General features: G+C 63.4%; 12 protein-coding genes. 9 read left to right on the forward strand and 3 right to left on the reverse strand.

The genetic code is table 11. The features are described from left to right. Positions 1–604 precede the first annotated feature (604 nt). The 4 genes from E1748_RS28010 (at position 605) to E1748_RS28025 (ending at position 4,467) form a co-directional block, all read left to right on the forward strand. On the forward strand, positions 605–1,819 hold the full coding sequence (locus E1748_RS28010) for a DUF2863 family protein (protein ID WP_133650561.1): 1,215 nt from the start codon (positions 605–607) through the stop codon (positions 1,817–1,819). Positions 1,820–2,050: 231 nt separating this feature from the next. Next, positions 2,051–2,902 carry a LuxR C-terminal-related transcriptional regulator gene (locus E1748_RS28015; RefSeq protein ID WP_133650562.1) on the forward strand — a complete coding sequence of 284 codons (852 nt, stop codon included), beginning with the start codon at positions 2,051–2,053 and terminating at the stop codon, positions 2,900–2,902. A gap of 91 nt (positions 2,903–2,993) precedes the next feature. After that, positions 2,994–3,668: an energy-coupling factor ABC transporter permease gene (locus E1748_RS28020; RefSeq protein WP_133650563.1), complete on the forward strand. Its 675-nt coding sequence runs from the start codon at positions 2,994–2,996 to the stop codon at positions 3,666–3,668. A gap of 154 nt (positions 3,669–3,822) precedes the next feature. After that, a complete protein-coding gene (locus tag E1748_RS28025) occupies positions 3,823–4,467 on the forward strand; it encodes a BspC domain-containing protein (protein ID WP_133650564.1) in 645 nt (214 codons plus the stop codon). A gap of 177 nt (positions 4,468–4,644) precedes the next feature. Here E1748_RS28025 and E1748_RS28030 read toward each other — a convergent pair whose 3' ends face one another. Then, positions 4,645–5,799 (reverse strand): M14 family metallopeptidase, encoded by a 1,155-nt coding sequence (locus E1748_RS28030; protein ID WP_133650565.1) that lies wholly within the window; start codon positions 5,797–5,799, stop codon positions 4,645–4,647. 55 nt (positions 5,800–5,854) lie between these two features. Beyond that, positions 5,855–6,637, reverse strand: a complete 783-nt coding sequence (gene yaaA / locus E1748_RS28035; RefSeq protein ID WP_133650566.1) for a peroxide stress protein YaaA — start codon at positions 6,635–6,637, stop codon at positions 5,855–5,857. Between the two features lie 57 nt (positions 6,638–6,694). Between yaaA and E1748_RS28040 the strand changes: the two genes are divergently transcribed. Both E1748_RS28040 and E1748_RS28045 read left to right on the forward strand, forming a co-directional pair. After that, entirely contained in the window at positions 6,695–7,186 is a 492-nt protein-coding gene (locus E1748_RS28040) for a putative toxin-antitoxin system toxin component, PIN family (protein ID WP_133650567.1), read from the forward strand. Positions 7,187–7,257: 71 nt separating this feature from the next. After that, a complete protein-coding gene (locus E1748_RS28045; protein ID WP_133650568.1) occupies positions 7,258–8,430 on the forward strand; it encodes a pyridoxal phosphate-dependent aminotransferase in 1,173 nt (390 codons plus the stop codon). Positions 8,431–8,674: 244 nt separating this feature from the next. On the opposite strand, the gene E1748_RS28050 is transcribed toward E1748_RS28045, so the two are convergent. Further along, positions 8,675–9,328 carry a glutathione S-transferase family protein gene (locus E1748_RS28050; protein WP_133650569.1) on the reverse strand — a complete coding sequence of 218 codons (654 nt, stop codon included), beginning with the start codon at positions 9,326–9,328 and terminating at the stop codon, positions 8,675–8,677. Positions 9,329–9,476: 148 nt separating this feature from the next. On the opposite strand from E1748_RS28050, the gene E1748_RS28055 reads away from it, so the two are divergent. Genes E1748_RS28055 through E1748_RS28065 form a run of 3 tightly spaced genes read left to right on the forward strand, consistent with a single transcriptional unit; the run spans position 9,477 to position 12,543 of the window. Continuing rightward, positions 9,477–11,024: a 3-hydroxyacyl-CoA dehydrogenase gene (locus E1748_RS28055; protein ID WP_133650570.1), complete on the forward strand. Its 1,548-nt coding sequence runs from the start codon at positions 9,477–9,479 to the stop codon at positions 11,022–11,024. Next, complete coding sequence (locus E1748_RS28060) at positions 11,021–11,824, forward strand: oxepin-CoA hydrolase, alternative type (protein WP_133650571.1); 804 nt, start codon at positions 11,021–11,023, stop codon at positions 11,822–11,824. The genes E1748_RS28055 and E1748_RS28060 overlap by 4 nt, the downstream gene beginning before the upstream one ends. Then, positions 11,821–12,543, forward strand: a complete 723-nt coding sequence (locus E1748_RS28065) for a histidine phosphatase family protein (RefSeq protein ID WP_133650572.1) — start codon at positions 11,821–11,823, stop codon at positions 12,541–12,543. Before E1748_RS28060 ends, E1748_RS28065 begins: the two co-directional genes overlap by 4 nt. Positions 12,544–12,560 lie beyond the last annotated feature (17 nt).

Genomic DNA, 12,560 nt, shown 5'->3' on the forward strand with positions numbered 1-12,560 from the left:
TTTTCTGTCCTCTCGGACAGGTCGCTCACTCAAAGATGACAGGTCCTGAATCCTGAAATTCAAAAACCTGACTTACTTTAGTGTGAGACTCTCGATACTTATGCCGGCTTCAGACTCATCATCTGAAACCCGCCTTGCCATCGAGCGCCCACACTTATCGGCTGTTAGTTTTTAAAGATCGTTCACGTCGCAAACCGGCACTACCACCACCGACTCACTCCGCGTCTGCCGCCATGCAGCAGAGAAACGAGATTATGAAGACTTTCCGTTCGCTCGTCAACAGGTTTATCACTTCTTCCCGCTAACCTGCCCGCCCGGAAATCCCCGCCATTGCTGGCTCTCCCGCCTTCCGCACTCCACTTACCGAAGCGCGAAAGTCCGCAATTCTAGTCATCTCGGACTGCGCGCGCAAGCGTTAATTTGAAGCTTCTATTTTCGCGACGCGGCTGCCGCTCAAGGCATCGATGTACCTCGCAAATAAGCACAATCGGATCTGCCTTACTCCACACACCAAAGCACACCAACCTCCGGGATCAAGAGCAGATGATGTCTCCGCCCGGAACCGACTAGAATGTGTGGTTCTTTGCACCTCACTCCCGGATTTATGCGCTCGCGAATCGCCAAACGCCTCCCCCCCGATGCCGACAAGCTGGTTGGACTATCGCTTGCCCTGTTCGCATCGGGTAGCCGTACCGAGGACCGCTTCTGGGAAGCGAAGCTCGATACGCTGCTAGTCAAGATCGTGCGTAACGGCAATCAAACAACGCTCGATGCCGCTCTAGATCATCTGCAACAAAACCATCCGGATGCGTACGGCGCCCTCGCCGACATGGCGGAAACCCATAGCGAATCCTTCATCGTCGAGCACGACGGCGTGCCGTACGAAGCGCTGCTAATCGCCGCACCGGTACTCGCGTGGACACGCTACGCGATTCCTTCCGGTCCGCTGAAGAACGACGCAGCAGATGCCCTGCGCGCGCATCTACAAGCGCATGTTCTCGCTGCCGACACACGTGTCGCGATGGCGCCGTTCCTCTATAGCATCGACCAGTTGCCGCGCCATCACGTCGAAACCTGGCGCATCGCGCAGCAGTTGTCGCAAGCAGCGCTCGGTGGCGCATCTGCACGGATCAACTTTGGCGACCTGCCGGAAACATCGCCGATTCTTGCCGACCCACGTTTCCTGCTGGCCGTCGTAGCCGCGCCGGTCGGCGCCGCCGTCTTTCGTTGGCAGGAAGAAGAACACAGCACGCGGATCGAACGCGGCCAGTGCCTCGAACAATGGGCGACCCAGGGTGGTGCAAATCTGTCGCTGGTATTGCCCGGATGCGAATTCGAATGCCTGTTGCCGGACGCGTACTACTCCGCTTGCCGCGACGCCGACGAGCGCGTACGCCCGCACACCGTCCGCACGGCAGTGCGTTACCTGTTCGACACGATCGGCGCGGCACCGCAGGAACTGCGGGCGGTCGTTGCCGGTTTCGGCGAACGTCGGATCGATGAGTATCGCGTGGGCTTCACGCGCCGCGGCAGCAACGATGTGCTCTACGGCGTCGTCTGGCCGCTGTACGGTCGCGAGAACGGCGAGGCCGGCATCGACGAGGAACCGCAGGATGCAACGCCTGCCGACGGTCCGATCGAAGAAATCGTCGCGCTGCTGAAGGAAACGGGCATCACCGATATCCGCCGTCATGCTGGCCGCTTCGAACCCGAGTATTGCGACGACTGCGGTGTTCCACTCTATGCAGATCCGCTCGGCGAAATCGTTCATGCGGAAATGCCTGAAGACGCCGAACCAGCACAACCTCACTTTCACTAAAACCGGTTGCGTGCAAAGCGCGCCAAATCTTGTCACAAGGATTCACCATGCCCCGCGAATGGCTTCTGCTCGCGGGGCATTTTTTTGGCAATCAGATTTAGCCTATACCGTCTGGATAGGGGGTCGCACCGCAAGTAATTTGTCATCATTGGTTCGACGGCACCGCGCTGCAGTCGGACTTCACCGAATGCATGCGACGGGTCACTTCGAGCGATCTAAGGGAGACAATGCATGCGATTTTCGGTTCTCAACTCCGACGCGGAACGACGCGACGGACTCAAAGCGCTCTTGCGACAAATCGACCGGCACGCACGCTTCGTCGAAGCGCAGGACTGGCTTCAAGCTGACCGCGCATTACAGCGACATCGGTTCGACCTGCTTGTTGTCGACTGGCAGGACTGGATGCGACTCGCCGACATCCGCGAGCTGATCGCCGCCCATCCGGGGCTGCTGGTCGCTGTGCTGACCGATCATGCGTCGCCGGCAAGCGCGCGGGCACTGTTCAACGGAGGTGTGCGCGGGGTCATTCCTCGCGTGATGGACCCGCGCCTTATCGTTCATGCGTTCGAAATCGTATTGCTGGGGACCCACTACGTGCCGCCCGACGCATTCGCCCTCGCTGCGCCTCCGCCTATCGATACGGCACCGCGTCAGCCGGACGATTTGCCGACAGTGCCGCGCAGGCCACGTTTCATCAACCGGTTATCGCCGCGTCAGCAGCAGATCATGCGTTGCGTACACATGGGCAGCACGAACAAGATGATCGCCCGTACGCTCGGCATTAGCGAGGGCACGGTCAAGATCCATCTGGCGAGCATTTTCCAGCAGCTCGGTGCACCCAATCGCGCAGCAGCGGTCGCCATCTACAACGGCTGGCTCGCGGCTCAACTCGAAGTGCTGCGCAGCCAGCTCCAGCAGACCCCGCGACCCGCCCTCGGCGAAGCCGGTCCGATCCCGTTGCGCAGCGGGACACGGTCGACGTTCCTGTACCCATGGCGCAACGACGACAACGAAGACCCGCTGCCGATGGCAGCCGAGCCTGTCGTTCCATTCGGCGGTCCGGGAACATGCGGGTCGCCCTGAGTCTGGCGTATCTTCCTTGCCGGTCGTGCGTTGCATGGCTGGCACGGAATCCGCTCACACGTTTCCGTCCCCAACGAGTAATATGAGATGTATGGGTTTCCTCTATACGCCGCTTCCGTTCTGGGTCGCTGTCGGTGGCTGGATTGCCACTGCGGGGCTGCTTGCGCTCGCGTTGTGGAGAAACCCGTTCAAGCGTCTGCAGGACGGCACACTGCAGCACGTATGGCTCGCGATCATCGTGGCGATTTCGGTGTTATGGGCCAGCAACGCATGGCTCGACGACGGCACCGTGATGCATCTGCTCGGCGCGACGCTCGTCGTTACGTTATTCGACTGGGCGCTCGCGTTGATCGCGATGGCTGTCGTCACCGGTCTTGCCGCCGTTATTTTCGATGCGCCGTGGCAAGGCATTGCATTGACGTTCCTCGTATTCGGCGCGCTGCCCGTCTGTATTTCAGCGCTGCTGCAACGCGCGAGCGCCGCGTGGCTGCCACGCAATCTCTTCGTGTTCATCTTCGGTCAGGGCTTCGTGTCGCCGGCCATCGCGGTCACGGGCGCGTCGGCAGTCGCACTCACGATACAGCTCGCACTCGCCGACGGCTCAGCCACTGTGATTCCAGTCGGCTACGTGTTCAGCGCCTTCCTGCTCGCCACCGCCGAAGCCTGGTTCACGGGTATGTCCACGGCGTTGATCGCCGTCTATCGCCCCGCGTGGGTCACGACGTACGACATCCGCCGCTATCGCCTAGGCGGTCCACGTACGTAAAGTGCGCCGGGGTACGCCGATCCTCTACAATGCTTCCCGCATGCCGCCCGACGGCAACTCATGTTCATCGCGCTGCAAAATAATTGCGGCACGGATTGAACTCCTTTCGGTAGCCCGGCATCTTACGTGCCTGACGTCTCGACACTCTAACTAGATGGATCGCACCAACACTCCGCGCCGCTTGATGCGCTGGGTCGGCAGGCTGGCAGTGTGCGCGGTGGGCATCTCGCTCGCCTGCGCGACCTCCGCCTTTGCCGATCAGCTCGACGAACACAACGCACTCGTCACCCGCTTCATCAACGAAATGCATGCGGACCCGCTCGTCGCCGACTGCGCCGCCCATGCGAATTTCGTCGCCAGCACGTCGTCGGCATTCGACCACGTCGATTTCCCACCCAGTTCATTCGACAGCTCGCACGCGTCGGTCACGCCGTGGAACGATTCGTTCGACGACGGCAAGCAGCGCGTCAGGGTGGACAGCATCGTCACGGTCGAAGGCCTCGGCATTCCGCAGAACAGCGGCGGCGATCCGATGGCTCTGAAATTCCGCTGCGGCTACGTCGGCAACCAGATGCTCGCGTTCAGCTGGAACGATCCGGTCCCGCCCGCGAGCCCGCGAGCCAGCCCCAGTTCGTCGTCGGGCAAGAAGAAAGCGCTGCACGGCAAACACGGCGTGAAGAAATCGACGGGCAAGGGCTCGAAGAGCGCCGCGTCCGGCAAGTCGACTTCCCGATCGGGCACGAAGGCGGCACCGCATGCGGGCGCGAAGAAAACCACAAAGGCAAAGAAGGCGAAGTAACGCACGATCGACATCGCAAGCAACACCTGCGGAAGTGGCAGCGCAAAAAGCGACGCCGCTTCGCGTCACCTGCGGTCCATACAATCGCCCAAAAAGAGTACGGGGAGCGCGCATCCCGCGCACTCCCCGTACTCTTCGCTTCGGCTAAACCGACGCGCTAGCAGACTCGAACGAGTCTCACACGAACGTCTCGACGTGCCGCAGAATCGCCTGCAACATCGCGGCACCCAGCGCCGCGCTGCGTTCGCCATTCCAGCCCACCCGTTCGTCCGGCAGATTCGCGTTGTCCTTGAACGGCATCTCGAGCGTCAGTGACAGGCAACCGAACTCATGCCCGATGTACTTCGACGCGAGCTTTAGCGCGTCCTGCCGGTACTTCCCCGCTTCGTAGCCGTACTTGTCCTGGAAGTCCGGGCTTGCGTGCTTGAACGCTTCGATGAACGCCTTCTGCTCGGTGGCCTGGCTTTCCGTGAAACCCGGCAGCATTTCCGAGCCGGCGACGAACACATACGGCAACGCTTCGTCGCCGTGAATATCGAAGAACAGATCGCAACCCGTCGCATGGATCGCGTCGCGCACGACGAGCACCTCGGGGCTGCGCGCCGCATCCGGCTCGAGCCATTCGCGATTCAGGTTCGCGCCGGCCGCGTTGGTGCGCAGATTGCCGCGCACGCTGCCGTCGGGATTCATGTTCGGGACGATGTAGAAAGTCGCGTGGTCGTACAACTTGCGCGCCACCGGATCGCCTGCCCAGTCGCCCCACCCCGACAGCCGCTTGACTAGCCCTTCGACAAACCACTCCGCCATCGTTTCGCCCGGATGCTGGCGCGCGATGATCCACACTTTCTTCTTCGGCTTCGATTCGTCGTCCGGTGCGCCGAGCGTCAGCAGCGACATCGGACGGCCTTCGACGGTCCGACCGAGTTCGGTCAGCATCGCGTGCGGCATCTGCTGGACCGCGCCGAGAAATTCGGCGTGGCGCTCCTCGCTGTACGGCTCGAAGTACGCGTAGTAGATGCTGTCGAAATCCGGCGTGTGATCGATGATCATCACGCGACCGTCGTACGAGGTCGGCACGCGGAACCAGTTCACCCGATCGTAGCTGGCCATCGCCTGATAGTCCTGCCAGCCCGCCGCGAACGCGCAGTCGGCCGCGTTCTCGAACGTCATCACGCAGCGTTCGCCGCGTGCGCCCGACAAGCGGAAATAAAACCACTGCGCGAATTCCGCGTGACTGTCGCGCCGTACGCGGAGGCGAATGTCGGCGGGTTGGTCGCACGACACCACGTCGATGGCACCTGCGTCGAAATTGCTCGTGATGGAAAGCGTCATGATGTCTTCCTGCTTTTGTCTGATCGGTCGCTGCCGCTAGCGTTGTCGCAAAGGCTCAAATCCCGATGCGGCGGCGAAACACATACGTCGAATCGTTCGACGCGTCGGCATCGAACGCATAACCTTCCGCGTCGAAACCCTTCAACTGTTCGGGCGCCTCAAGCCGGCCCTCGACCGCGTAGCGCGCCATCATGCCGCGCGCGCGTTTCGCGTGAAAGCTGATGACCTTGTAGCGCCCGCCCTTCCAGTCCTCGAACACCGGCGTGACGACCGGCGCGTCGAGCAGCTTCGGTTTCACCGACCTGAAGTATTCGGTCGACGCGCAATTAACCAGCACCTTCGCCGCACGCGTGTTCTTCTTCAACTGCGCGTTCAACGCGTGCGTGATGCGCTCGCCCCAGAACGCGTACAGATCCTTGCCGCGCCCGTTCGCGAAGCGCGTGCCCATTTCGAGCCGGTACGGCTGCAGCAGATCGAGCGGACGCAGCAGCCCGTACAGTCCCGACAACACGCGCACGTGCTTCTGCGCATAGTCGAGATCGGCGGCCGACAGCGAACGCGCGTCGAGCCCTTCGTACACGTCGCCGTTGAACGCAAGCACGGCCTGCTTGGCGTTGTGCGTGCCGAACTCAGGCGACCAGTCCGCGTAACGCTGGAAATTGAGCCGCGCGAGCGGATCGGAAATATCCATCAGCGTGGAGATCTGCTGCGGCGACAGGCAACGCAATCCGCCGATCAGTTCGGCGGCATCTTCGATGAAATCGGGGAGCGTGTGTTTCCGGACGTGCGGCGGCGTTTCGTAGTCCAGCGATTTCGCCGGCGACAGAACGATTATCATAGAGGCTTGCAGGCACGCCGTGCCTGGCGGTCATAGACGAAAGCCAGATTGTAACGAATGCCCGGTTCCCATGCCTCCCGCGACGCGCTTCGCGTCGTTCTCGACTCCAACGTGTGGATCGACATCCTCGTGTTCGACGACGCGTTCACGCGGCCGATCCGCGACGCGCTCGAACGCGGCACGCTCATCGCGCTGATCGACGCGCGCTGCCACGCGGAACTCGCGTACGTGCTCGACTATCCGCAGTTCGTGCGTCGCGCGGTCGATAAAGAAGCGGCACTGGCGACGCTAGCGCGGCTCGTGCAAGTGGTCGAACCGGCGGCACCGTCTGAAGATTCGTTGCCGTTGCCGAAGTGCAAGGACCGCGACGACCAGAAATTTCTCGAACTCGCGCACGCGGCCGGCGCCGACTGGCTCGTGTCGAAAGACCGCGCGGTGCTGAAGCTCGCGCGCCGCGTCGCACGCGATTTCGGCTTCCGGATCGCACAGCCTGCTGCATTCGTCGCCGAGTGTGTACCCGAACCGTCGAGCGAGCCCGCACCGGCCTGACGGATACGCCGTCGCCCCTTTCCCTACAATCGAATCCTTATCGCGATCGACCCACGCTCCGGACCCGCGCCATGAACGCACCGCACGACACGCCGACCACTCCTTCGTTTCCGTCCCGTCTGCCGGATGTCGGCACGACGATCTTCACCGTGATGAGCGCGCTCGCCGCCGAAAAAGGCGCGGTGAATCTCGGCCAAGGCTTCCCCGATTTCGATTGCGATCCGCGCATCGTCGACGCCGTGACCCGCGCGATGCAGACCGGTCACAACCAGTACCCGCCGATGGCCGGCGTTGCGCCGCTGCGCGAAGCGATCGCCGACAAGATCGCGAACCTGTACGGCCGTCGCTACAACCCCGCGACCGAAATCACCGTGACCGCGGGCGCGACGCAGGCGCTCCTCACCGCGATCCTGTGCAGCGTGCATCCCGGCGACGAAGTGATCGTCGTCGAGCCGACCTACGACAGCTATCTGCCGTCTATTCACCTCGCGGGCGGCAAGCCCGTCTTCGTCACGCTCGAAGCGCCCGACTACCGGATTCCGTTCGACCGTCTCGCCGCCGCGATCACGCCGAAAACGCGGCTACTGCTGATCAACACGCCGCACAATCCGACCGGCACCGTGTGGCGCGCGGAAGACATGCGCCGGCTCGAGGAGATCGTGCGCGGCACGAACGTATTGATCCTCTCCGACGAGGTCTACGAGCACATGGTCTACGATGGCGCGCCGCACGAAAGCGTCGCGCGCTATCCGGAGCTTGCGCAACGCAGCTTCGTCGTATCGAGCTTCGGCAAGACGTATCACGTGACGGGCTGGAAAGTGGGTTATGTCGCGGCACCGGCTGCGCTGACCGCCGAGTTTCGCAAGGTCCACCAGTTCAACGTGTTCACGGTCAACACGCCGATGCAGATCGGCCTCGCCGACTACCTGCGCGATCCGGCGCCGTACGTGGAGCTGCCCGCGTTCTATCAGAAGAAGCGCGACTTCTTCCGCGCGGGTCTCGCCGGCACGCGCTTCAAACTGCTGCCGTGCACGGGCACGTATTTCCAGTGCGTCGACTACTCGGCGATCAGCGATCTACCGGAAGCCGACTTCGCCCAGTGGCTCACAACAGAGATCGGCGTCGCCGCGATTCCGGTGTCGGCGTTTTATCACGCGCCGCACGAGTCGGGCGTCGTGCGCTTCTGCTTCGCGAAGAAAGAAAGCACGCTCGCCACCGCGCTCGAGCGGCTCGCGAAGCTCTGATGCAATGGAGCGCGCGGCGATGCGAACCCGCCTGCACTGTTCGCCGTTCCGCGCTTCATTCATCGGTGAAATCGGGGTTTCTTATAGGAACGATGGTGCGGCACGAGCGATGGCATCGGCAATGCTGCCTCCGCCATCTACGCTGCAATCGCTGACGACGCAACCCGCACGACGACCATTACACACGGCTCCGCACGCACCGTTGCAGACCCCATCACGAGCGCGAATACAACCGTCTTGCGCGCTACGCTCCCTTAGCCTGCACCGACGCGACATACGCCTTCCGATCCCCGGTCACGCGCTGTGCCGCAGGACGTCCGCTGATCCCCTTCGTGTACGCCTTCCAGTCGATCCCCGCGTCGAGCAGAAAATCGCGTCCGTAGATCGCCTGCGTCGCCATGCCGACGAGCGGCAGGTTCAGGTAGCCCGCGATGTCCGCGATGCTGAAGCGCTCGCCGCGCAGAAACGGCGCGAACTGCGCGAGCTGCTTAAAGCCGGCCACATGCCGCATGAGCCGCTTCTCGATCAACGCTTTCGACCCATCGCTGATCTTGCCGCCGAAAAACGCCTCCTTGTACAACTCGCGCGCGACGAGTTCGAGATGCAGATCGATAAACACGATCAGCTCGCGCTCCTTCGCCGCTTCCCACGGATCGCGCGAGAAAATTTCCTTGTCCGGATAGCGCGCCGCGAGGTATTCGACGATCGGCTGCGACTCGCACAGGTCGCCGTCGTCGGTCTGGATGTACGGCACCTTGCCGAGCGGCGAGTGCGCGCGCACCGCTTCGTCCTGCGACGGCTCGACGAAAATTTCTTCGAACGGAATCCCGTATTCGAGCAACGCGAACTTCACCTTGTTGTAGTAGTTCGACAGCGCATAGCCACACAGCCGGATCATGATGGGATGTCTCCTTCGACAGGTTTCCTGTACCGCCCGGCACGATGCCGGCGGCGTATCTGCTTCTTTCGATTTCGCGTCGAGCCGATCACTGCAATGAAAATGTACGACCGTGCTATTCTAAAACAATCATGGAGCCAGTAACGCAATGACCTCTCGCCCCACCAGCATCGAGACCATCGGCATCGTCGGCACCGGCGCGATGGGCCGCGGCATCGCGCAGATCGCCGCGCTCGCCGGCCTGAACGTGCGCCTGTACGACACCAACCCGGCCGCCGTCGGCGCCGCGCGCGACTATCTCGCTGAAACCTTCGCAAAGCTCACCGAGAAAGGCAAGCTCGAGCACGCACGCTCGCTGGCCGCGCTCGCGTGTGTGAGCGGTGCGCAGACGGTCGGCGACCTCGCCGGCTGCGATCTCGTGATCGAGGCGATCGTCGAAAACCTCGACGTGAAGCGTACGCTGTTCCGCGAACTGGAGACGGTCGTCAGCGGCGGCTGCGTGCTCGCGTCGAACACGTCGTCGCTGTCGATCACGGCGATCGCCGCCACGTGTACCGATCCGTCGCGGGTGGTCGGCTATCACTTCTTCAATCCGGTGCCGCTGATGAAGGTCGTCGAAGTAATCGACGGTCTGCGCAGCGACCCAGCCGTCGGCGATGCGCTAATGGCGCTCGCGCGTCGCATGGGCCACACACCGGTCCGCGCGAAGGATATGCCCGGCTTCATCGTCAATCACGCGGGCCGTGGGATGAACACCGAAGGGCTGCGCATCGCCGGCGAAGGCGTCGCGAGTTTCGTCGACGTCGATCGGATCATGCGCGAGCAGGCAGGCTTTCGTCTCGGGCCGTTCGAACTGCTCGACCTGACCGCACTCGACGTATCGCACCCGGTGATGGAATCGATCTATCACCAGTTCTACGAAGAGCCGCGCTTCACGCCGTCACCGATCACCGGCACGCGGCTCGCGGGCGGCCTGCTCGGTCGCAAGACGGGTGAAGGGTTTTATCGCTACGTCGACGGCAAGCAACAGGTGCCGCCCGAAGCACCCGCGCCGACCGCGCTGCCCGCACGCGTATGGGTCAGCAAACAGCACGCATGTGCGCGCGATGCGGTACTGCAGCTCGTCGCGAAAGCCGGCGTTGCGCTCGACGAAGGCGATACGCCCGCCGCCGATTCGCTGATCGTCGTCACGCCGCTCGGACTCGATGCGACTACGGCCGCCGTCGACGAAGCGCTCGACGCACGCCGTGTCGTCGCGATCGATACGCTGTTCCCGCTCATCGGTGCGCAACGCCGCACGCTGATGACCACACCGGCCACCACACGCGATATCCGCGATGCCGCGCACGCGCTCTTCGCCGCCGACGGCGTGCCCGTCACCGTGATCCGCGATTCGACCGGCTTTGTCGCGCAGCGGGTCGTCGCGACGATCGTCAACATCGGCTGCGACATCGCGCAGAAGCAGATCGCGTCGCCGCAGGACATCGACCTCGCAGTGACGCTCGGCCTCGGTTATCCACGCGGTCCGCTCGCGCTCGGCGACGCGCTCGGCACCAGCACGATCCTGACGATCCTGCGCAACATCTCCCGCGTGCTCGGCGATCCGCGCTACCGGCCGTCGCCGTGGCTGGCACGCCGCGCACAGCTCGGTCTGTCGCTGACTCAAGGCGATGCCGCCGAAGGATCACAACAATGAGCGCCGAACTGCTGACTAGCCGCCCCACGCTCACCGGCAGCGACGACCGCGCGTCGACGCTCGTGCTCACGCTCTCGAACCCCGGCGCGCGCAACGCGCTGCATCCGGACATGTACGCGGCCGGCATCGAGGCGATCGACTCGGCCGAACGCGATCCGTCGACCCGCGCAATCGTCATCACCGGCGCCGATCATTTCTTCTGCGCGGGCGGTAACCTGAACCGGCTGCTCGAGAACCGCGCGAAAGATCCGTCGGTGCAGGCGCAAAGCATCGACCTGCTCGGCGAGTGGATCACCGCGCTGCGTGCATCGTCGAAGCCGGTGATCGCGGCCGTCGAAGGTGCGGCGGCCGGCGCGGGGTTTTCGCTCGCGCTCGCCTGTGACCTGATCGTCGCCGCCGACGATGCAAAGTTCGTGATGTCCTATGCACGCGTCGGCCTCACGCCCGACGGCGGCGGCTCGTGGTTTCTCGCGCGTGCACTGCCGCGCCAGCTCGCAACCGAAGTGCTGATCGAAGGCAAGCCGATCGGCGCCGCGCGTCTGCACGAACTCGGCGTCGTGAATCGCGTCGCGAAATCGCACACCGCGCTCGATACCGCGATCGCGTGGGCCGACGAACTCGGCCGCATCTCGCCGAATGCGATCGCCCGCATCAAGGGACTCGTTGGCGCAGCCAACGCGCAACCGCTCGCCTATCATCTCGTTGCCGAACGCGACAGCTTCGTCGAATCGTTGCATCACGGCGACGCGCTCGAAGGGATCACCGCGTTCCTCGAAAAACGTCCGCCGGTGTATCGATGAGCACGCCCACGTTCCAGTTGCCGTCGCGCCGCCGCATCTTCCTGATGCGGCACGGCGACGTCACGTACTTCGACGCATCCGGTCGAACGATCGATCCGGACACCGTGCCGCTGAATGACCACGGTCGCAGTCAGGCCAGCGCCGCAGGCCGCGCGTTCGCCGAAGCGGGCATCCGCTTCGACCGCGTGATCGTCAGCGGATTGCCGCGCACCGTCGAAACCGCGCAGCGCGTGCTCGCCGAGACCGGTCAAACGATCGAGCCCGAGATCGAACCCGCATGGCGCGAAATTCGCGGTGGCAAACTGGGCAGCCTGCCCGCTGCCGATCTCGAAGCGGCGTTTCTCTCCGCGTTCGACGGCATCGTCGACGAGGGCACGCGCTTTCTCGGCGGCGAGACGATCGGCGAGCTGTTCGATCGCGTGCTGCCGGCGCTCGTGACGCTGCGCGACGACACATCGTGGGACACCGTGCTGCTCGTGCTGCACGGCGGCGTGAACCGCGCGATCCTGTCGCATGCGTTAACTGCCGGCGGCCGCACGTTCTTCGGTCACCTCGCGCAGGCGACCGGCTGCATCAACGCGCTCGACGTCGGCGCGTCACCGCGCGACTGGGTGCTGCGCACGATCAATTACGCGCCGCCGTCGCCGCTGCATCGCGACGTCCGCAACACGACGATGGAAATGCTGTACGCGCAGTTCACTCAATACCGGCGACGCTGACCGGAACTGGAGGAGAC

Source organism: Paraburkholderia flava (assembly GCF_004359985.1).
GTDB lineage: Bacteria > Pseudomonadota > Gammaproteobacteria > Burkholderiales > Burkholderiaceae > Paraburkholderia > Paraburkholderia flava.

Bases quoted from the DNA above. Each gene is read 5' to 3' on its own strand.
- E1748_RS28010 (WP_133650561.1), top strand. From the start codon at position 605: ATGCGCTCGCGAATCGCCAAACGCCTCCCCCCCGATGCCGACAAGCTG.
- E1748_RS28015 (WP_133650562.1), top strand. From the start codon at position 2,051: ATGCGATTTTCGGTTCTCAACTCCGACGCGGAACGACGCGACGGACTC.
- E1748_RS28020 (WP_133650563.1), top strand. From the start codon at position 2,994: ATGGGTTTCCTCTATACGCCGCTTCCGTTCTGGGTCGCTGTCGGTGGC.
- E1748_RS28025 (WP_133650564.1), top strand. From the start codon at position 3,823: ATGGATCGCACCAACACTCCGCGCCGCTTGATGCGCTGGGTCGGCAGG.
- E1748_RS28030 (WP_133650565.1), bottom strand. From the start codon at position 5,799: ATGACGCTTTCCATCACGAGCAATTTCGACGCAGGTGCCATCGACGTG.
- yaaA (WP_133650566.1), bottom strand. From the start codon at position 6,637: ATGATAATCGTTCTGTCGCCGGCGAAATCGCTGGACTACGAAACGCCG.
- E1748_RS28040 (WP_133650567.1), top strand. From the start codon at position 6,695: ATGCCCGGTTCCCATGCCTCCCGCGACGCGCTTCGCGTCGTTCTCGAC.
- E1748_RS28045 (WP_133650568.1), top strand. From the start codon at position 7,258: ATGAACGCACCGCACGACACGCCGACCACTCCTTCGTTTCCGTCCCGT.
- E1748_RS28050 (WP_133650569.1), bottom strand. From the start codon at position 9,328: ATGATCCGGCTGTGTGGCTATGCGCTGTCGAACTACTACAACAAGGTG.
- E1748_RS28055 (WP_133650570.1), top strand. From the start codon at position 9,477: ATGACCTCTCGCCCCACCAGCATCGAGACCATCGGCATCGTCGGCACC.
- E1748_RS28060 (WP_133650571.1), top strand. From the start codon at position 11,021: ATGAGCGCCGAACTGCTGACTAGCCGCCCCACGCTCACCGGCAGCGAC.
- E1748_RS28065 (WP_133650572.1), top strand. From the start codon at position 11,821: ATGAGCACGCCCACGTTCCAGTTGCCGTCGCGCCGCCGCATCTTCCTG.